At 53.5% G+C, this 18,315-nt stretch carries 22 protein-coding genes; 13 read left to right on the top strand and 9 right to left on the bottom strand.

Features of this window, described 5'->3' with window-relative positions; all coding sequences use genetic code 11:
• The first annotated feature begins 89 nt into the window (after window positions 1-89).
• The 4 genes from VE954_RS10565 (at window position 90) to VE954_RS10580 (ending at window position 3,144) form a co-directional block, all read left to right on the top strand.
• Complete coding sequence (locus VE954_RS10565; RefSeq protein WP_324952440.1) at window positions 90-911, top strand: SDR family NAD(P)-dependent oxidoreductase; 822 nt, start codon at window positions 90-92, stop codon at window positions 909-911.
• 3 nt (window positions 912-914) lie between these two features.
• On the top strand, window positions 915-1,508 hold the full coding sequence (locus tag VE954_RS10570) for a TetR/AcrR family transcriptional regulator (RefSeq protein ID WP_324952442.1): 594 nt from the start codon (window positions 915-917) through the stop codon (window positions 1,506-1,508).
• A 2-nt stretch (window positions 1,509-1,510) separates the two neighbouring features.
• Window positions 1,511-1,900, top strand: a complete 390-nt coding sequence (pth2, locus tag VE954_RS10575) for an aminoacyl-tRNA hydrolase (RefSeq protein WP_324952444.1) — start codon at window positions 1,511-1,513, stop codon at window positions 1,898-1,900.
• A 107-nt stretch (window positions 1,901-2,007) separates the two neighbouring features.
• Complete coding sequence (locus tag VE954_RS10580) at window positions 2,008-3,144, top strand: hypothetical protein (protein ID WP_324952446.1); 1,137 nt, start codon at window positions 2,008-2,010, stop codon at window positions 3,142-3,144.
• 16 nt (window positions 3,145-3,160) lie between these two features.
• On the opposite strand, the gene VE954_RS10585 is transcribed toward VE954_RS10580, so the two are convergent.
• Together VE954_RS10585 and VE954_RS10590 are read right to left on the bottom strand one after the other, a co-directional pair.
• Window positions 3,161-3,541 (bottom strand): hypothetical protein, encoded by a 381-nt coding sequence (locus tag VE954_RS10585; protein WP_324952448.1) that lies wholly within the window; start codon window positions 3,539-3,541, stop codon window positions 3,161-3,163.
• Entirely contained in the window at window positions 3,525-4,037 is a 513-nt protein-coding gene (locus tag VE954_RS10590) for a MarR family winged helix-turn-helix transcriptional regulator (RefSeq protein ID WP_324952449.1), read from the bottom strand. Before VE954_RS10590 ends, VE954_RS10585 begins: the two co-directional genes overlap by 17 nt.
• Window positions 4,038-4,184: 147 nt before the next feature.
• Here VE954_RS10590 and VE954_RS10595 point away from each other — a divergent pair, with 147 nt between their 5' ends.
• The 4 genes from VE954_RS10595 (at window position 4,185) to VE954_RS10610 (ending at window position 7,182) form a co-directional block, all read left to right on the top strand.
• Window positions 4,185-5,159: a hydrogen peroxide-inducible genes activator gene (locus VE954_RS10595; RefSeq protein ID WP_324952452.1), complete on the top strand. Its 975-nt coding sequence runs from the start codon at window positions 4,185-4,187 to the stop codon at window positions 5,157-5,159.
• A 102-nt stretch (window positions 5,160-5,261) separates the two neighbouring features.
• The gene (locus tag VE954_RS10600) at window positions 5,262-5,411 is read left to right on the top strand and encodes a hypothetical protein (protein WP_324952454.1); all 150 of its coding nucleotides are present in this window, start codon (window positions 5,262-5,264) and stop codon (window positions 5,409-5,411) included.
• Window positions 5,411-5,746, top strand: a complete 336-nt coding sequence (locus VE954_RS10605; protein ID WP_324952714.1) for an ankyrin repeat domain-containing protein — start codon at window positions 5,411-5,413, stop codon at window positions 5,744-5,746. The genes VE954_RS10600 and VE954_RS10605 overlap by 1 nt, the downstream gene beginning before the upstream one ends.
• On the top strand, window positions 5,743-7,182 hold the full coding sequence (locus VE954_RS10610; protein ID WP_324952456.1) for a catalase: 1,440 nt from the start codon (window positions 5,743-5,745) through the stop codon (window positions 7,180-7,182). Before VE954_RS10605 ends, VE954_RS10610 begins: the two co-directional genes overlap by 4 nt.
• A 110-nt stretch (window positions 7,183-7,292) precedes the next feature.
• On the opposite strand, the gene VE954_RS10615 is transcribed toward VE954_RS10610, so the two are convergent.
• From VE954_RS10615 to VE954_RS10625, 3 genes are all read right to left on the bottom strand, one after another.
• Entirely contained in the window at window positions 7,293-7,946 is a 654-nt protein-coding gene (locus VE954_RS10615; RefSeq protein WP_324952458.1) for an SET domain-containing protein, read from the bottom strand.
• 27 nt (window positions 7,947-7,973) lie between these two features.
• On the bottom strand, window positions 7,974-9,179 hold the full coding sequence (locus VE954_RS10620) for an agmatine deiminase family protein (RefSeq protein ID WP_324952459.1): 1,206 nt from the start codon (window positions 9,177-9,179) through the stop codon (window positions 7,974-7,976).
• A 93-nt stretch (window positions 9,180-9,272) separates the two neighbouring features.
• Window positions 9,273-10,073, bottom strand: coding sequence for an OmpA family protein (locus tag VE954_RS10625; RefSeq protein WP_324952461.1), 801 nt, complete (start codon window positions 10,071-10,073; stop codon window positions 9,273-9,275).
• Between the two features lie 183 nt (window positions 10,074-10,256).
• On the opposite strand from VE954_RS10625, the gene VE954_RS10630 reads away from it, so the two are divergent.
• Genes VE954_RS10630 through VE954_RS10650 form a run of 5 tightly spaced genes read left to right on the top strand, consistent with a single transcriptional unit; the run spans window position 10,257 to window position 14,866 of the window.
• The gene (locus VE954_RS10630; protein ID WP_324952463.1) at window positions 10,257-10,925 is read left to right on the top strand and encodes a hypothetical protein; all 669 of its coding nucleotides are present in this window, start codon (window positions 10,257-10,259) and stop codon (window positions 10,923-10,925) included.
• Window positions 10,922-11,950 carry a phosphoribosylformylglycinamidine cyclo-ligase gene (gene purM / locus VE954_RS10635; RefSeq protein WP_324952465.1) on the top strand — a complete coding sequence of 343 codons (1,029 nt, stop codon included), beginning with the start codon at window positions 10,922-10,924 and terminating at the stop codon, window positions 11,948-11,950. Before VE954_RS10630 ends, purM begins: the two co-directional genes overlap by 4 nt.
• 12 nt (window positions 11,951-11,962) lie before the next feature.
• Window positions 11,963-12,961 carry a hypothetical protein gene (locus tag VE954_RS10640; RefSeq protein ID WP_324952467.1) on the top strand — a complete coding sequence of 333 codons (999 nt, stop codon included), beginning with the start codon at window positions 11,963-11,965 and terminating at the stop codon, window positions 12,959-12,961.
• On the top strand, window positions 12,961-13,830 hold the full coding sequence (locus tag VE954_RS10645; protein ID WP_324952470.1) for a carbon-nitrogen hydrolase family protein: 870 nt from the start codon (window positions 12,961-12,963) through the stop codon (window positions 13,828-13,830). The genes VE954_RS10640 and VE954_RS10645 overlap by 1 nt, the downstream gene beginning before the upstream one ends.
• Complete coding sequence (locus tag VE954_RS10650; RefSeq protein WP_324952472.1) at window positions 13,823-14,866, top strand: hypothetical protein; 1,044 nt, start codon at window positions 13,823-13,825, stop codon at window positions 14,864-14,866. The genes VE954_RS10645 and VE954_RS10650 overlap by 8 nt, the downstream gene beginning before the upstream one ends.
• A gap of 3 nt (window positions 14,867-14,869) precedes the next feature.
• Here VE954_RS10650 and VE954_RS10655 read toward each other — a convergent pair whose 3' ends face one another.
• The 4 genes from VE954_RS10655 to VE954_RS10670 all read right to left on the bottom strand — a co-directional run bounded on the left by VE954_RS10655 (window position 14,870) and on the right by VE954_RS10670 (window position 18,218).
• Window positions 14,870-15,229, bottom strand: a complete 360-nt coding sequence (locus VE954_RS10655) for a hypothetical protein (protein ID WP_324952473.1) — start codon at window positions 15,227-15,229, stop codon at window positions 14,870-14,872.
• 99 nt (window positions 15,230-15,328) lie between these two features.
• The gene (locus VE954_RS10660; RefSeq protein WP_324952475.1) at window positions 15,329-16,891 is read right to left on the bottom strand and encodes a sigma 54-interacting transcriptional regulator; all 1,563 of its coding nucleotides are present in this window, start codon (window positions 16,889-16,891) and stop codon (window positions 15,329-15,331) included.
• Between the two features lie 164 nt (window positions 16,892-17,055).
• The gene (locus VE954_RS10665; RefSeq protein WP_324952478.1) at window positions 17,056-17,703 is read right to left on the bottom strand and encodes an outer membrane lipoprotein carrier protein LolA; all 648 of its coding nucleotides are present in this window, start codon (window positions 17,701-17,703) and stop codon (window positions 17,056-17,058) included.
• Window positions 17,700-18,218 (bottom strand): CinA family protein, encoded by a 519-nt coding sequence (locus tag VE954_RS10670; RefSeq protein ID WP_324952480.1) that lies wholly within the window; start codon window positions 18,216-18,218, stop codon window positions 17,700-17,702. Before VE954_RS10670 ends, VE954_RS10665 begins: the two co-directional genes overlap by 4 nt.
• Between the last annotated feature and the right edge of the window lie 97 nt (window positions 18,219-18,315).

Below are 18,315 nucleotides of genomic sequence, written 5' to 3' on the forward strand. Positions count from 1 at the left end.
AATTTCCGGCCATTTATGTTACGGTGGCAACTTTCCGATTAGAATTAGAAAATGTTTCTAGTAATGTTTTCTAGTTTTAGGAGGCTGTCATGACCAGGCATATTTTGATCACTGGAGCCAACCGCGGGATAGGTGCTGCAATGACCCGAGCCCTCGCCGCGTTGGATTGTCAATTAACGCTGCTTTGCCGCGATTGTGAGGCTGCTGAGGCATTGATACGATCTCTGCCGTCCAGGCAGGGGATCCGCGTCCTGAAGGGTGATTTTGGCACTCTGGCGGGCATCCACGCCGCAACCCAGGTCATGGCTGCGTTACCGCCTCTTCAAGGTTTCCTACATAATGCTGCGCTCTGGCCCCAGCAGAAAATGATCAATCCTGATGGTCTGGAACAGGCTTTCGTCATCAATCACCTCGCACCCTTTCTCATCAATCTCGAATTGGAAGGTCGTTTCAAACGGGACGGCACGCGTGTGGTGCAGATGACAGCAGGTCTTTATCCGATTGGTGATCGTCACTACACGGCGACGGCAATCGGCGATAATTTTAGTGCGTTCAAGACCTATGCCTCGACAAAGCTTTTGAACCTTGCTACGACGATGTCCTTTGCCGAACGCTGGCAAGGAAGTGGTGCCACGATCAATGCTGTACATCCCGGTGTCGTCCGAACCGAACTCGGGGCCATGACCGGTCTGAAAGGTGTGCTTTTGAATTGGGTCAAACGTCTTTGGTTGACGCCTGAGCAGGGGGCTGAGGCTCCCGTTTATTTGTGTTCGGACCCTGCGCTGCAAGGAGTCAGTGGGCGTTTTTATGATCGCTTCAAGGAAACGACGCTTGCACCCTTTATGCAGGACGCATCGTTCCGTGCAGCGGTCTGGCAGCAGGCGCTGCAGCTTACGAAAAAAGCGGGATGACCCGTGGCTGGAAAACAGCAAAGAGGTCAGGAGACCTCGGACAAAATTTTAAAAACGGCGCTGAAACTTTTCAGTCGTCATGAACTTTCCATCGAGCGCCTGAGCGAGGAATCAGCGGTCTCAATCGGGTCCATCTATCATCATTTCAGCAATCTTCATGGCGTGTCGGCCGCTCTCTATCAGAGTTCGATGGCCGACCTCTTGCAAACCATTATCGAAGCGGTTCGGGCCCAGACCACGGCCAAAAACAAGGTTATGGCGCAGGCGCGGGCCTATATTGAATGGACCCGTGACAGGAAAAACGCCGCGCGCTTTATCCATGCGTCGGCCTACGCGCCCTACATGCAGCAGTACGAGCAGGAGATTCGCCAGGCGAAAGAGCCCATCCTCCAGGAACTGATGGCTCTGTTCGAACCTCACATCCGTGCAGGCGAATTGATCGCCCTCCCGCTGCCGCTTTATGAAATTTTACTCATCGGTCCCCTTGCGGAGTTGGCTCGACGCTGGCTCAGCGGTGGTTCGGGACTGGATCTGGAGGCTGCCTGGGAGTTTTTACCCGAGCGAATCTGGCAGTCGGTTCAACCCAAGGAACATTAGTCATGCGCATTAAACAGGTTATTCTGGTTCGCAAGGATCTCAACATGCGACGCGGCAAGGAAATTGCCCAAGGCTCGCACGCGTCGATGGATTTTCTGGTTGAACCTCTGCGTCAGCTTCTCATCCAGAATCAACCCACGCTGCTGGAATTGACCGACGCTGAAAAACATTGGATGGTCCACGGCATGGCCAAAGTTTGTCTTCGGGTTAATAGCGAGGAGGAGCTGATCGCCCATCATGAGAAAGCCCTCGCCGCGGGCCTCAAGAGCTTTATGATTCAGGATAGCGGACGCACTGAATTTCACGGCGAGCCCACTCTGACAGCCTGTGCCATTGGCCCTGATCTGGCGGAAAAGATCGACGAAATTACTGGAGATTTGACGTTGTACTAGGCGCGTTACCGAAGCTCAGTTCCCGAAATCCTAAAAATCCGCTATAGAAAAATCCAGGCTTGCTGTCTTTTCATTCAGAAATCCAGGCCAAGCCGGGGAGACGTCACGTGAAATTCAAAGCCATCTGCATTGCCGCCTGTGCCCTCGCTGTGACGGGTTGCGGTCATAAAAGGAAAACTCGCAAGGACATCCTTCATGCACCGGACGAACTTCTGGTGCAAACGCCACTGAGCCTCGCCGGTTCGATTCCGGATCAGCGGGATGATGCCAAATTCAATCGATGCATCACCGGCGATGCCGATCCCGACGTGCTGGCATCCTGTCAGTTGCCTTATTTAACAGTCCCCGGCGTCACGCGTGAGGAGCAGGTGGAGTCCATCCTGGGCCATACCCTGATCAGTCACGACTGGCAGAAGGAACGTTTCAAAACCTTCCTGCAGGCGACGCGGCCGGAAATTATTTCCATGCTGTCCTGTGTGAAAGGGATCGCTATCTCCACGGATATTCGGCCCTCTTTTTATTATCCGTCCAGCGCGGCCATTTACCTGGATGCCCGTTATTTTGCAGCCAACGCCGAGGAAGCCAACACCGTCAGCAAAAATCCTGACTCCCGTGAAGAGAATTTTGACCAGATCGAACTTCTGTTTTTTACCGTGGATACCGTGCAGGCCAAGAGCATCGAGGACAGTCGGCGTTTGGATTTGGAAGGACTGCTGGCCCACGAGCTAGCGCATGCTTGTGACTTTAAAGCTGCGGCCTTGACGGGAACGCATCTCTCGGATGCCCTCCCCGAAGTGCCCGACAATGCGGTCTATCATCTGGCTCAGTGGCTCTTTTTTGGTGAAGCGGGTTCCAAGGACAAGCTTGCTGGCTACACGCCGGCCGACATCGGCAAGTCCTATGAAGACGGCCCCGTGATTGACATCTATGGATATGGCAATCAGTATGAGCATCTGGCGATGATCGTGCAGAATCATCTGGGTTTTGAATTTGACGGTAATAATCGAGTGGATCTGCTGACGAACAACCCCAAGGACGATGAGAAACTGCGGAATTTTCCGATTCATTGGGGCATGACGGGTAAATTCTGTCAGCCGGATCTTTTCCAGTATGGTCGCGAGCTGACCACGAAAACGGTGCCGATGAAGCTGGAATTTCAAAAAAGCCAGACGGAGTGCGTGAGCGTCGTGCACCCAGCCGGCAAAGCCGTCCATGAGGTTCTTGGGCTTCCGCCTCAAAGTTAACGGGCAGGAAACGCCTTTACCGGGGCCATACTTGGTAGGGGTTCTTGCAATGCGGACAGGATCCAAAATAAGGCGGCTTGCCCTCCTGATACTCAAGGGTATTGCTCTGACCACAGTGAGGGCAGGGGAACGAGCCGGACATGCCGTGGATGGTGCCTCGACTTTTCAGAAAGACCAGGATGCCCACGATGGGCGCGGCGATCAAACCACCTGGGACTGAAAGAAAATGCACACCAGGAATAATAATCGTACACAGAGCCGCCAGTGCGGTCAGGGCAAACGTTTTGAGGCCGCGAAGGGCCGCGTCACGAGGCGTAAGCATGCGAATGGCAGCGGGCCCTGTGGTTTCCTTGTCGCCCGACACAGCACGCAGTTGACCTTCAGCCTGGGTTGTCATGACTTTCCTCTTGGGTTTTTAATTCATCGTATTCAAAAAATAGTTCAGCCCTGGTCTCACTCATCGCCGCTCGATCCAAAAGCCGCGTGAGGAGATCGCCGAGCTGCCGCTGATCCTGGGGCTCCATGCCAGCCAAAGCCGTGAGCAATCGATCCGGTACGCTCGCCGATGCCTTGGACAAAACGTTCCGGCCTTGATCTGTTAAACCCAGCATGAGACGCCGCGAATCCTCAGGCGCCGCACTGCTTTCGATCAACCCCTTGGCCACCAACTTTCGAACCACAACCGACAGCGAACTTTGATGGGTGTAAGTCAACGAGGCCAAGTCATTGAGAGAGCGTTTTTGACCATCCTCGAGTTTTTGTAGGGCGAAAAGTTGAGCCGTACTCATACCCAGCTGCTTTTCAGTCTGCCGCGATGCGACATGCAGCGCACTCACCAGCCGCCGCAGGCAGTTCAAAACGATGGGAGAGTATGAGGAATGGCATTCAGTCATGGCTTTCACCCCGATATATGGGATCCCATGTTTTCATCAACCGAGTCGGGTGTCCAGAGAAACCTGGGTCACCTGGAAATGTTCTTGCGCCCTGGGGGCCAGTTTTGCACAATGCCTCTCCGTATCCTTCACATCCGGAACCCTGGCATGACTCTCACCCAGCTTGAGTACATTCTCGCAATCGAACGCACAGGCAACTTCAGCAGGGCAGCCGAAGAATGTCACGTGACGCAGCCGAGTCTGAGTACGCAGGTCATGAAACTGGAAGAGGAACTCGCCGTTCGACTCTTCGATCGTGATCGTCGGCAGGTCACCATCACCGATGCGGGACGGGAGATCCTGGATATGGTGCGTCGTGTGCTGAATGAAACGCAACGCATTCACGATATCGCGCTGAGCTATCAGAAGGATATTCGTGGCACTCTGCGACTGGGGATCATTCCGACCATTGGTCCTTACCTTTTGCCGGTTTTCAGTGCGGCCCTGGCTCGTGAGCACAAGGACTTGCTGGTGGAAATATCCGAGGATAAAACCGAAGCGCTGATGGAAGGCCTGGATAAAGGTCGTCTGGATGCGGCGATACTCTCGACGCCGCGTCAGGCTCCTGAGTCCTTGCTCGAGCGGGTTTTATACTATGAACCGTTTTGCATCTTTGCTCATCAGGGTCATCCTCTTCTGGCTCAAAAAACCGTTACCCTGGCTGATTTGGAGAGCTGGGCCCCTTCGCTTTTGGATGACACGCATTGCATGCGCGATCAACTGACTCAGATCTGTGACAGTCAATTGCGGGAAGGTCACGGCATCAAATTGAAGGTCGGTACGCTGCAGACCTTAATGCAACTGGTGGATCAGCAGCGATCGTTCACGCTCATTCCAAGTCTGGCGCGCAAAAGTCTAAGTGCTGCTCAGCAAAAGGAGCAGATCAAGGAATTCATTGAGCCCATTCCCACACGGAAGGTGAGTCTGGTCTATCACCGCTCGTTTTTAAAAAAGCCTCTCATTGAAGCTCTGTTTAAAATTCTGCAAAGCCATATCCCTTCCGGGGTCCTGGCCCAAGCCCGTGAAAAAAGATTGAAAATTCTGGATCCTGGACCCCAGCATTTCCTCCCGCCTCATAGTTAAATACTATTAAACCATAGAATATTCATATTTTTGTTCAATGAGATTTGGGTCGATACTTCCTCTGTGGCCGGCGAATGGGTCACGCAGGAAAGGAACCCGCGTATGCGAAGTTGGAATGATTATAAGGCGACGTTTGCGACAGATGATGATGTTCATGAGGCTGCCCGTACCGGCAACATGTTGCAGCTGGCCCGGCTGACGAAGCAGAAAGGTGACCTGGATCGCAAAAATGCGAAGGCTATTCCGCTTTGATGCTCGCAGCCTATAACGGCCATCTCGAAGCCACCCGTTACCTCATTTCGATCGGCGCGGACCTGAATTCCACAGACCCGGCTGGCAATAGCATCCTGATGGGTGTGGCCTTCAAAGGACACGCGGACATACTCCAGCTGCTGCTTCGTGCAGGAGCCCATCCTCACCATCGAAATTCTGCCGGGCAGAACGCTCTGCAATTTGCCCAAATGTTTGGACGGTTCGATTGCGTTGAACTTCTGCAGTCTGGCAAGCCCAAGGCCCGCTGGCAGCAGATGGTCACCGCCTGGTTCGGATATATCAACCCTTTTAAGAGAGTGAGGAAAGCCGTATGAAAAAGCCTTTATTGACGACTGCCGGTGGCCATCCCGTGAGCCAGAACCAGCATTCTTTAACAGCTGGTGCGCGTGGACCGGTCCTCCTTCAGGACATGCACCTGATCGAAAAAATCGCTCATTTCAATCGGGAGCGCATCCCGGAGCGGGTGGTCCATGCCAAGGGCTCTGGAGCTTATGGTACATTCACCGTTACGCAGGATATCACTCGTTTCACAAGGGCTGCGGTCTTTGCCGGTGTCGGCAAGCAAACGACGACTTTCCTCCGTTTTTCCACTGTTGCTGGTGAAAAAGGATCGGCAGATACGGATCGTGATCCCCGCGGTTTTGCCCTGAAATTTTATACTGAGGAAGGCATCTGGGATATCGTCGGCAACAACACGCCGGTCTTTTTCGAGCGCGATCCTTTGAAATTCCCGGACTTCATTCACTCGCAGAAACGTGATCCACGCACGGGCTACAAGGATGCGCGCCGTATGTGGGATTACTGGGCTCAGGCGCCGGAAGCCATGCACCAGATCACGATCCTCTTCAGTGTTCGCGGTATCCCGGATGGCTATCGTTATATGAATGGCTATGGCAGTCACACGTTCAGTCTTTGGAATCGTGATGGCGAGCGCTTCTGGGTTAAATTCCACTTTAAATCCATGCAGGGCATTAAAAACCTGCCGCCTGAAAAAGCTGCGATGCTCGCCGGAACGGATCCGGATTATGCCGGACGCGATCTCTTCGAAGCGATTGAAGCGGGGCAGTATCCACGCTGGAAAATGATGGTGCAGATTATGCCCGAGCTGGATGCGGAACAATTGCCTTACAATCCCTTTGATTTAACCAAAGTCTGGCCGCATCTGGATTACCCCATGCATGAAGTAGGCATCCTGGAACTCAATCGCAATCCGGAAAACTTCTTTGCCGAGGTCGAGCAGGCGGCATTTTCGCCTGCAAACGTATCACCGGGAATTGGTTATTCACCTGATAAAATGCTGCAGGCTCGACTGTTTGCTTATCCCGATGCCCAACGGTATCGTCTGGGTGTGAACTTTCAAAGTCTGCCGGTCAACCGGCCTCTCAACGTGGTGACGGCTTACCATCGCGATGGCGGCATGCGCTTCGATGGCAATGGGGGGGGGAATGATAACTACGAACCCAATGGCTTCAACGGACCGGCCCAGAACGAATCCTTTGCCGAGCCTCCGCTGCGGATCCAGGGTGATGCCTTGCGTTATGATGCGCATCGTGAAAACGATGACTTCACGCAGGCCGGCAACCTCTACCGTATTCTCACGGCAGCGGAACGCGAGCGTCTGACCGATAACCTGGCCGCAGCCATGCAAGGCGTGCCTCATGACATTCTTCGCCCGTGTATCGAACACTTTCTGCGCTGTGATCAGGACTATGGACTGAAGATCGCAGCCAAGGTGGGTCTCAAGGTGTAACGCAAACTCCACGTAAAAGACGCCAGGTTCTGAAGCCTGGCGTCTCTTTATGGAAGACGGGCACGTGGTGGTCCACGTGCTGATGCTTGGCAGGGAGAGTGGGAGCTCGACTACTCAGAACGTTCGAGACTGCGTTTGCGTTCACCGCGATAGCGCAGCTCCGGAGTGGGCAAGGCCCCTTCCACAAACTTCTGAGCTCGCACTGAAATATAGGCCGTACCTGTTTCCAGATAGCCGTTCAGCTGATTCAGAGTATTCCGATCAAAGAATTTCAGGAGCGGCTGATCCACCAGATAAAAGTGGGTCAGGGCATCCGCAACCAGTCCATCATAGTGATCGGCATAGGTATCAAAATCCTCGGGACGCGCCACACCCCGACAGCCTTCCTTGCAGCAGGCCAGCGGAATTTCCTCGTCCAGGTTCAGGAGACCATAATCATCCGTGACCTCTTCGCCCGGAGCGATATCACGCAGCGCGATCTCAAAACCGTAGCCAGTCGTCACGGTGTTGGGATTGCAGCAGTGATTCACGTACCGGCCGTGGTCCCAGCTCAGGACGTAGTCGCCCTTGGCATCGATATACGAATATTTTTTTACAATATCCGTATAGGCGGGATTTTTAATCAAGGCGGCGTCGCGCTCGACAATGATCTCGAGCTGATCCCGCACATAAAGCGCCGTGCCTTTCGGGATCAACTTGGTTGCAAAGACACCGTAACCGATCTCTTTGCTAACCCACTTTAACTTGGTGTCGGGGTGTATCATGTAGGCTCTCTCCCACGTTAAAAATGGTCATGGCTTAGGCTTTGCCGCCAAATGACTCGTATCCGGTACTATTGCATCAAGATCGGGAAGGTGGAACGTTATACAATGAAAGGCGCCTCCATCCTTGATTAAGTCGTCTGCCTTCAGAAAAACCGTCTTCAGCCCGAGTTCCTGATAAATCTTTTGAACCTCGACCTCATAGGACGCGTAATACCGCTGGTCGGGGTAGGTGCCTCGACCCGGGTCGGGGTTCTTGTAACTTGGAATGATCACTGTATCGTTTACTATCACAGAATTCGCATAAGTAAAGAAAATATCGTGCACCGGGAGAGGCATGGGCACCCGAACCACCCGGAAGGTTTTGCTCAGATCCTTGGCAATCCGATCCAGCTCGGCTTTTATCTTGGGAATTTTGGCTTTATCGTCGATATCCGTCTCGCCGACGAGGGCCATGGTTCGGTCCTGGATCTCGTTGACCAGGACCGTATCCCTATTGATGAATTTTAAAAACATGTCGACATGTGGATGTGGGATTTGACTCACGACCAGGGTTTTCCGACAGCCGAGCGCCAGTTGAAAAATATCGGCGACGTGCTCACTCAAAGAAAAACCCGGATCCTGTTTGCGATTCGACTCCGGATCATCCCACATCTCCTCGGACACGACACAGGTTTCACCATTTGTCATGAAGTTGCCACCGTCCATGACGATCGGCAGATGCTCGACGCTGGAATTGATGGCCAGGGCGAACTGATGAATCGCGGCATCGTCGTAGCTGTTGCCATCGCGATAGACGAAATCCACAAAACTTGGTGTCGGCGGAAGAAAGGGATAGGCCCGCAGGACCGGAACCGGAAAATAATCACGCAGCCAGGGGCTCTCATGCTCCAGCTGAACCTTGGTAATCGAAGTCAGTTCATGAGGCTTGAAAGGCTTCTTTTTCGCAAAGAGTTCGTCGACCTGGTCTTTGAAAGCAGCCGTCATGAAGATATAGACTTTGGCATTGGCGGCCAGCAGCGCGCGCACCAATTCGATGCCGGATTCCCGGAACAGAATCTGCTCACTGATGGCGACACCGAACATCGGTTCGAATTCAGCCACCGGTCGCGGATGGATCGTTTTATCCATGTTAAGTCGGGGAATTTGGATCTTTTGCGGAGCCCAGTTCTGATAGCCCAGAACAGCAGCGATGGCGAGCAAGCAGGTTGCTGGCAGAAGAAGTTTCTTTTTCATCGTCAGTCGTCGGCGTCCATAAATAGTCCCGTGACGGAAGTAAGGCAACAAGGACTCATGTTGCCCGATTTTATTTGAAATAGATACACTTAATCAGTGGGGGAGGGGCTGGGATTTTACCTTCAGGATAATTCTTCGGGCTTCCTCAGCTCGGCCTGGCAGATAGGGTTCGTCCAGAGGTTCAGTTTCGCCAAGCCCGATGGCCACCACTCGGTTGGGATCGAGGCCAAATTCGTCGATCAATACCTGCCGAACCGTCATGGCTCGTTGATAGGATTCCACTTGATTGCTCTGGCTGTCACCCTTGGGATCGGTGTGTCCTTCGACCAGCAGCAAAGGTGCATGCGCCTTCATGAAAATCTGGGCCTGCTCGAGCAGAAAATTCCGACCCTCCGCCGACAGTTCGAATGTGGTGGGAAGATTTTTCGGATCGATGAAAAGGCGCTCATAAGTCAAAGTTCGATGAGGCAAAATGCGAAGGCTCTGACTGATTTTTATTTCCTGCGGCTCAGCCCGGTCACCGACCATTAATCCAGGTGCCTCGGGATAATAAACGCCGGAGTCTTTGGAGCCGTCCTCGGTAACTTCGGCCAGGGTATAATTTTCGCGGACTTCGGTGGTTTTAAGCAGAGCCGTGGGAATGCCCCGTCGACTCGTTTGCAAAATACTCCCGGGCAAAAGCCCATCACGCTGTCCCCCAGCCAAAAGTGCTATTAGGGATCGGCCTTTCTTTTGAATTTTCACCACAGCTAGTCCAGCTGACGCTTCTTCCACAGCCAAAGTCGGAGCCGGCGAAGGCTCGCAAGATTCAGCCGCCGCTATGACTTCAGGGGCACTGAGTTTCCTGTAGACAACTTCTCCATGACTATGGTTTGTAAGTGCAGCGAGAGACATGCACAAAGCCAATATGATCCAGTTTGTACGGACATTCTTAAGTGCTACCATGGCCACCACACAAGGCTACAGGTCTTTCTGTCTTCCAGGTAAGGGTTCGGCACGGCCCGTCAAAACATTAGACACCTTTTTGCAACTCTCTCAAACTACTGGTGTTTTTCTTAAAGAATCCAGGGGGCGGACGTGAAAGATTTTCTGGATGTCCTGCTTGAACAGATGCAAAAGCCGCGCTCGGCTCAGGACGAAGCCATATACCTGAATCGTCTGAAGTCTCTGGCCACCACGGCCCCGTCCCTTCGAAAAATTACCAGCCGGGGTTCCGGCCTTCCGATCCGCGCCGCGACCGCAAGCGCAGTTCCCGATTCCAGGTTCTTTCAGACAAGACCGGACGTGGAGCTGTTCTTTTATGAACTGAAAAATTCCGAGGCTGAACCGCTTTGGTTTCGTCGGGCCAAGGAGCTGGATTCTCTGCGTGCCTTTGGTCGTTGGGATGCCTTGCCTGGGGAAGCTCAGGTGCTGGAAACCATCGCCATGGGTGCTGACCTTTATAGTTTAAATGTGCGTGATCATGATCCCGCAACGCTGCAATACCTTGCCGAAGTCGGAGTGGACTACGGCGTCCCCGTCCTGCTGCGCTGCGCGAACGAAGAAGAGCTGGCGCGCGCGCTTTTTGTGCAAGCGGAAAGCTGGATCGGTCTTGAAGGTGAGGTGGCCGTTCCTGAACTGTTGGAACTGCCTATTTTTAAGGACCGCAAGGTTCTGTTGCCTTATGGCAACGCGGATGAAAATACCAATCATCAACTCAAACAATTGATCCTTCATTTTGAAATCATAGAGGAGCCCAGGATATGACCGAGCAAAAAGGCAAAGATCTCTACAAGGAATCCGGCGTGGACGTTGCCAAAGGTGATGCCCTGGTGGACTGGCTGCAAAGCCGCAAAGCCGATCAGGTCAGTGGTGGTCAGGTCGTCTCGGGTATCGGTGGTTTCGCCGCGCTCTTCCGTCCCGATTTTTCCGGGATGGAGGATCCGCTCCTCGTCTCCGGAACCGATGGGGTTGGCACCAAAGTTTTGCTCGGCATCGAGCATAACCAACTCGAGGGTCTGGGGATCGATCTCGTCGCCATGTGCGTGAATGATCTTTATACCGTGGGCGGCCGTCCGCTCTTTTTCCTCGACTACTATGCCACCGGAATTTTGGACGAGAATCAGTTCAAGGCCATACTCTCGGGTATTCGCCAAGGCCTGGCGCAATCAAGCGCGGCGCTGCTCGGTGGTGAAACTGCAGAGTTGCCAGGACTCTATGAAAAAGGGCACTTCGACCTTGCCGGATTTGTGGTCGGCGTGGTGGATGGAAAAAAACGCCTCCAGCCGGAGCTGGTCAAGCGCGGCGATAAACTGATTGCTTTGAACGCCAGCGGATTCCATAGCAATGGTTATTCCCTGGTTCGTAAGTGGCTGGCGGAAAAACCGGTCGATCGGACGATGCTTGACCGTATTCTGCAGCCCACCAAAATTTACCATGAGGTGCCGGAGCTTTTAAAGCGGCTGGGATGGGGGCCACTGCACGCCCTGGCTAATATCACAGGCGGCGGCATTTCCGGCAACCTGCCGCGCGTTCTGCCCGAGGGACTGGATGCGCAGATTGATCCGAAAAAAATTCCGACGCCGGATTGGATGCGCGCATTCTATGAAAGCCATGGTGCGAGCTTTGAAGATGTCGAAGGCGTTTTCAATATGGGTGCCGGCATGATCGCCGTGGTGGCTGCCGAGGCCGAAGCGAAGTTTCATCAGATCAGCAAGGAACTGGGCCTCGGATGCGCATCCATCGGTGAAATGATTCCTGGGTCTGGCGAGTCCACTGTTCGTTATCTTTGAGGGGATTGTTTTATGGACGAACTTCCAAGCATACCGTTGCATATTCTCAGCAGCTCGCAGTTTGATCGCCCTTTTCTGGACCATATGTGCCAGTTGACTGATACGATCCGGCGTTTCGATAAATCGAAGGAAGGCCTGATGTATCTGCAGGGGCTCCTTGCCCACCGACGCGCCATGCTTTATTTCACGCAGCCGTCGACGCGCACGTTCCTGTCGTTTCAGACCGCTTGTCAGATCATCGGGATGGGCACGAATGAGATCCGTGATTCCTCGACGAGTTCGGAGCGCAAAGGGGAAAGCATCGAGGATTCCCTGCGCACCTTTTCCAGTTACGTGGACGTCATCATCATGCGGACGCCCGAGCCCGGCCTCTGCGATCGGATCGCCAATCTTCTGGATGAAACCGAGCGGCCGATTCCGATTGTGAATGCCGGATCAGGACCCGATGAGCATCCGACCCAGGCCCTTCTGGATATTTATACATTGAGCCGCAGCTTTGTTCGTCACGGCGGCATCGATGGCAAAACCATCATGATGGTCGGGGATCTGAAGCGCGGTCGTACCATTCGTTCCCTCAGCGGACTGATGAGCAATTATCGCGATGTGAAGATCCTCTTTGTTTCGCCTCCCGAATTTCGGATCAGCGACGATCTGCGTCAGAAGCTTAGGCAGAAGGGGCAGCAATTTGAAGAGACCGATCAGTTCGAGGACGCTTTGCGGGTCGCGGATGCGGTTTATATGACCCGTGTCCAGGACGAGTATGACACCAATGGCGAGTCGAAAAAAGTCGACTATCGCCGCTTCCACCTGAAAGCGGAACATTTGCCGCTCATGAAAACGACCGCCGTGATCATGCACCCCTTGCCGCGTCGCGAGGAATTGGATGTCGCGATCGATAACGATCCGCGCGCCAAATACTGGCGTCAGGAGAGAAACGGCATGTGGACAAGGGTAGCGCTGCTGACTAAGATCTTTGGGGTGGATCGCAAGATCATTCTTCCGGAGCTTTAATGACCAAAGATAGTCTCATCCTGGCCAGCATTTGTATGACCAGCACCGAGGATCGGGAACGCAATATCGAGGAAGCCCTGCATTGGGTGGCGCATGCTGCCGCTCGTGGGGCTGACTGGGTGCTTTTGCCTGAGGTTTTTGCCTATCATGGATCCTATGATCGGATTCATGAAATGGGTGAAGTTGAGGGTGGGACTCTGGGCACCCGGCTGGCTGCGGCTGCGCGTCAGCATAAAATCTGTCTTTTTGCCGGCAGTTTCGGTGAGCAGGCCGCACAGGGCGAACTGAGTGAGGCGGATGTCAAAGGTCGCCTTGGTCATCGGCGGGTGTTCAATACCTGCTTTGTCTTCGATCGTCAGGGTCAACGCGTGGCCAAGTATCGCAAGACGCATCTTTTTAATCTTTACAGTGCCAAGGGCGAAGCGCTTTACTGCGAATCCGATGGATTCATGGCGGGCGATGAACCGATGACGTTTGATCTCGAAGGTTTCCGGGTCGGCCTGGGTATCTGCTATGACCTGCGTTTTCCTGGCTATTTTGAACGCATGGCGAAAGACCAGGCGCTGGATATCATCGTGCTGCCTTCCGCCTTTACCTTGCATACCGGCATGGATCACTGGGAGCTGCTCCTGCGCGCGCGTGCGGTGGAGCAGCAGGCTTATATGTTTGCCTCGAATCAAACGGGAGATCACGGCCGCGGTCGATCATCCTATGGGCATTCCATGATCGTCGATCCCTGGGGTTACGTGCTGGCCAACACAGGCGCTGTGCCTGGTGTGGCCATAGCAGAAGCCCAAAAGGCTCGCATCCAGGCCGTGCGTGATCGACTTCCTGCTCTTCGCAATAGGCGTCCTGAGCTTTATGAGTGACAAGCCCTTTGATTTTCGACTCGTCAATGGCCTGCAGGGTGATCCTGCAGTTTTCGTGCTGTTAAAACGGATGGGCGAAGCTCTGCTGTTTGACCTGGGCTCGATCGAAAACCTCGGTCACCGGGATATGCTGCGGGTCCGGCACGTCTTTGTCTCGCATGCGCACATGGATCATTTTGTGGGTTTTGATCGGCTTTTGCGGGTCAATGTTCCGCATCGGCGTCAGCTCTCGATCTTTGGTCCGGATGATTTTATTGAACGGGTGCGCGCGAAACTCAATTCCTATACGTGGAATCTCATTGAACCCGATCAGATTCGTTTTCTGGTGCATGAGGTCCGCGTCGATGGATCGGTATGGTCGGCGTTGTTAACCAATACAGATAAATTTTCAGCGTCGGCATCCCTGACCGATATCACGCATCATCATTTGGTGACGCTGCGCGATGGATCCCAGGTGGCAGCGGCTCTCATGGAGCATAAGGGGATCATGTCGGTGTCCTATAAACTGGAAGCCCCGGCGATCCTTAAAGTTCGGACTGATAAATTGAAATCCCTTCATCTCAAAGCGGGTCCCTGGCTCGGGGATTTGCAGCATCGGGTGCGAACGGGCCGGGTGCAGGGGGATATCGAAGCGGATGGTCGAACGTTTGCAATTGAAGAGCTGGCCCATGAGTTGATCACCCAGCACAAGGGGCGATCGCTCGTCTACCTTACGGATCTGTCTTTTTCCCCTCGCAATCTTGAGGCTTTAAAGAAGGCTTTTGGTCAGGCTTCAGATGGTATTTCGGAAAGCAGTTTTGCCGATGAAGATCGTTCGCGTGCGGTGGATAAGGCCCACCTGACGAGCCGCCAAAGCGCATTGATCGCTCGCAGTCTCGGCATTCAGCATTTCCATGTTTTTCATGTGTCGGGAATTTATGGTCAGGGTCCCCAGCCTGTGGCCGAAGAAGCGCGCAGCTTCTTTCATGACCTGCCGGGTCCTGGGCCGGAACTCGATCGGGAAATCCAGATCGAGTTGGCGAAGATACAGTCCTAAGGATCAGTGCAGATTGCTTTTGTTCTTGCGGGCGGGTGCTGCGGCGGCTGCAGGACCATTGCTACGAGAGGTTTCAGTTTCGGCTGCGCTTTCATGCAGGAGTTCCTGGAAAGGAACCTGCATTTCCTGAGCAGCTTCATCCAGCGCACCGCGTTCTTCCAGATATTCGCGGAGACGACCCAGAGCAATTTTAAAGGTCTGCTGACGGACCAGCATGGTGTTCACTTCCTGGCGAAGTTTCACAACTTCGAGCCCAAGGTCGCGGAGATGGCTTTCCATCTGTTCCATACGCTGGTTGCCATCGAGGGGTTCGGCAGGGGTTCCTTCCTGCTCGACCGACTTACTGAAAAGTTTGAGCACCATGATATCCCTCCTTGGGGCGTTTTGTAAGGCTACCTGCCTTGCTTTTGCATGTTCAGCTTATTTGGGGCGTTTCCGCCCCTCGTCATCCCGCTTGCGGGATCAGCTGGTTTTGGCGCGTTTTTCCAGATTGTACTTTTGCACCTTGGTGATCAATCCCGCCCGGCTGATGCCAAGTTCCTTGGCCAGCTTGGATTTATTCCAACCCGTGCGTTCTAGACCTTCCAGGATCATCTGCTTTTCCATGACCTCGAGCGAATCCTTCAGGTTGCCGTTGACGCGCAGGCCTGGGAATTTTTTCTTGGTGCTTTCCTTGATCCGCTGTGACAGCTGCTCGGAATTGATTTCCTTCAGCTCACCGGCCAGGACGCAAAGGCGCTCAATTTCATTTTCCAGCTCGCGGACGTTACCGGGCCAGTCATGATCCATCAGGCGCTCCAGGCATTCCTGCTTCACCAGCTTCTTGGGCGTGTTGCTGGTCTTGGAAAATTTGGTCAGGAAGTGATCGGCCAGGAGAACGATATCGTCCTTGCGGTCGCGCAGGGGCGGAACCACAACGTTGATGACGTTCAAGCGATAGTAAAGGTCTTCGCGGAACTCGCCGTGCTTGACCATCTCGATCAGGTTACGGTTGGTCGCAGCGAGAACACGGACGTTACCGCGTTTCACTTCAGTCGAACCCACCGGCGTAAAGGTGCCTTCCTGAAGAACCCGCAGCAATTTCACCTGCATCTGCATGGAGGTATCACCGATCTCATCGAGGAAGAGCGTACCGCCATCGGCGGCTTCGAAGAGACCTTTTTTGTCTTTCACAGCGCCGGTAAAAGCACCCTTCATGTGACCGAAGAGTTCAGATTCCAAAAGGTTTTCGTTGAATGCACCGCAGTTCACAACCAGGAAGCGCTTGTTCTTACGCTTGGAGTTGTAATGCAGAGCCTTGGCGATCAGTTCCTTACCAGTACCGTTTTCACCTTGGATCAAAACGGTGGTCTCGGAATCGCACACGCGCTCCAGCAGGCGATAGAGTTCCTGCATGGCCATGGATTTGCCAATCATCCGGTCGAAGCCATAACGCTGACCGAGTTCCTTGGAGAGCTCGCTGACCTTGCTCTTTTCATCGTCGAGATAACGGTGCATGACCAGAATCTCATCGACCACGAGGTTAATGAGTTCTGTTAGATAATGGAGTTCCTTGGTGGACAGCACCGGGAGGTCCTCGACCTTGCCAATGAGGTCCTTGCGCTCGGGGAAGTCACGTTCCAGATAGTTACAGATCTGGATCTTTTGGGCAGCTGCCGAGTCTTCGCAGATGAAGCCGTCGCCAAACACGGTCCCGAGGAACTCGCCTTTGACGTTAATTGGTACCGAAATCACCGAAAAACCGGTCGGATCGATCGAAACGCGCGATTTTTTGCCATGCATCGACTCAACAGTCGTTTTTCTGGCTGTTTCCAGGCGCTTGGAGAAGCCCTTGGCATCAGCAACGATGGCCTGACAGATAGGGTTCAGCGGATTGAAGAACTTGCCTTCCGGCACCCCTCGCAGGAAGCCCTTTTTATCCGTGAAGTTGATTTGAACGCGCCACCATTTGCCGACGATTTCCTTCAGCTTTCTGATGACGTGCATCTTATCAAAGTCTTCCCAACGGACAGATTCCTGGCTCATACGCAAAGCTCCCGAAAAGTACTGATTTTTGCAGTGTCCATGGACTTCGCAATCAAAGTACGTATCGGCTCGAGCGGCCAAAACCTTTACATCGTTTCCCGTTGGAATTTTAAGGGCTTGGAAAAAAGTGCCGGATAGCTGGGCAGTGACTGCCCAGCTCCTGTTCAACCATGATGCCTAACTGTAAAGTTGCCTTGGCGGGAAAAGGTAAAGATTTTAGGATCGTTAGTTTTGCTCACGGGGTTTTTAAAAGCAAACTGTGTGTTATTCCCGTCAATGTAAAAAATTTGGACCTCTTCAACGAATTTCTTGACGTCTGAGACTTTGACAAAGATCGACGAGACGTCGGTGCCTTCGGGCTGCTGGGGGACCAGGATGGCCTCGGTATGCCCCCCTTTGGATTTGATATCCTTCACCTTGTAACGGCTGAGGAGGGCCCTTGGATCCAGCACCAGGTTCACCACCTCATGCAGCTCCCGAGCGAGGCTGGCATTGGTGTTGTAGTTGTTGACCAGACGGTCCTTCTCGCGATAATGAGTCAGTTTCTCGCCATTAAAGTAGTACTCTTCAAGGCCGCTTTTGCCTTCCGTGAAATTCCAGCGAAACATCCCGGGCTTGGAAAAGTAAGCGTTGCCGCTGCGAATCGTGGAGCGATCGCGCAACTTCTTGTAGGTCGTCTGCGAAAAGTCCACCGACAGATGCTCGACGGTAGAGAAGATTTCTGCATATTTATCCTGAAGTTTCGGCTCCGCAGCCTTTGCAGCAGGAAGGGTCGTCAGACTCAGAACCAGGAACAATGCGACTCGAATCACAGAACCTCCTTATGGGCATAGGCTTGAACACGTTGCAAAAGTCCCAGCAAAGCCACGTGACAACTCGCGGCACGAATCTCTTCACGCGATCCTGGGAGCTGAAGGGCCTGGACTGTGGTGCCATCAGGGGTGGACCAGCCAAAGCAGACGAGGCCCACCGGTTTCTCCGGGCTTCCGCCACCCGGTCCGGCCACGCCGGTAATCGAGCAGCTGAAATGCGACTGAAACAGTCGCTGGACGGCTGACGCCAGGCTGCTGGCCGTTTCCGTGGACACGGCTCCAAATCGCTTCAGCGTCTCGTCCGGGACGCCAAGGACCCGGGACTTGATGCTGTTCGCGTAGGCATTCACGCCACCCAGAAAAAATCCCGAACTGCCAGGCCTGTGCGTGAGCAAAGCCGACAGCAGCCCACCTGTACAACTTTCTGCAGTGGCCATGAGGAATTGATGAGACAGACAGATGTCCTGCAACTCGCGCAGGGGTTCTTCAAAAATCACATGATCGATGGCAAACACTTATGTACTCTCTCTTTTAACTGGCCGGGACAGCCAGACACAGGTATATTCCCACTTTATTCTATAAAAGACCGTAAAAAAGTGTAGCGGTAGGGTC

Source organism: Oligoflexus sp. (assembly GCF_035638955.1).
Lineage (GTDB): Bacteria > Bdellovibrionota_B > Oligoflexia > Oligoflexales > Oligoflexaceae > Oligoflexus.

Coding starts and splice junctions, on each gene's coding strand:
- VE954_RS10655 (WP_324952473.1), bottom strand. CDS start 15,229: ATGGTGCTCAAACTTTTCAGTAAGTCGGTCGAGCAGGAAGGAACCCCT.
- VE954_RS10620 (WP_324952459.1), bottom strand. CDS start 9,179: ATGAAAAAGAAACTTCTTCTGCCAGCAACCTGCTTGCTCGCCATCGCT.
- VE954_RS10565 (WP_324952440.1), top strand. CDS start 90: ATGACCAGGCATATTTTGATCACTGGAGCCAACCGCGGGATAGGTGCT.
- pth2 (WP_324952444.1), top strand. CDS start 1,511: ATGCGCATTAAACAGGTTATTCTGGTTCGCAAGGATCTCAACATGCGA.
- VE954_RS10625 (WP_324952461.1), bottom strand. CDS start 10,073: ATGTCTCTCGCTGCACTTACAAACCATAGTCATGGAGAAGTTGTCTAC.
- VE954_RS10600 (WP_324952454.1), top strand. CDS start 5,262: ATGCGAAGTTGGAATGATTATAAGGCGACGTTTGCGACAGATGATGAT.
- VE954_RS10610 (WP_324952456.1), top strand. CDS start 5,743: ATGAAAAAGCCTTTATTGACGACTGCCGGTGGCCATCCCGTGAGCCAG.
- VE954_RS10605 (WP_324952714.1), top strand. CDS start 5,411: ATGCTCGCAGCCTATAACGGCCATCTCGAAGCCACCCGTTACCTCATT.
- purM (WP_324952465.1), top strand. CDS start 10,922: ATGACCGAGCAAAAAGGCAAAGATCTCTACAAGGAATCCGGCGTGGAC.
- VE954_RS10640 (WP_324952467.1), top strand. CDS start 11,963: ATGGACGAACTTCCAAGCATACCGTTGCATATTCTCAGCAGCTCGCAG.
- VE954_RS10615 (WP_324952458.1), bottom strand. CDS start 7,946: ATGATACACCCCGACACCAAGTTAAAGTGGGTTAGCAAAGAGATCGGT.
- VE954_RS10590 (WP_324952449.1), bottom strand. CDS start 4,037: ATGACTGAATGCCATTCCTCATACTCTCCCATCGTTTTGAACTGCCTG.
- VE954_RS10585 (WP_324952448.1), bottom strand. CDS start 3,541: ATGACAACCCAGGCTGAAGGTCAACTGCGTGCTGTGTCGGGCGACAAG.
- VE954_RS10660 (WP_324952475.1), bottom strand. CDS start 16,891: ATGAGCCAGGAATCTGTCCGTTGGGAAGACTTTGATAAGATGCACGTC.
- VE954_RS10595 (WP_324952452.1), top strand. CDS start 4,185: ATGACTCTCACCCAGCTTGAGTACATTCTCGCAATCGAACGCACAGGC.
- VE954_RS10650 (WP_324952472.1), top strand. CDS start 13,823: ATGAGTGACAAGCCCTTTGATTTTCGACTCGTCAATGGCCTGCAGGGT.
- VE954_RS10645 (WP_324952470.1), top strand. CDS start 12,961: ATGACCAAAGATAGTCTCATCCTGGCCAGCATTTGTATGACCAGCACC.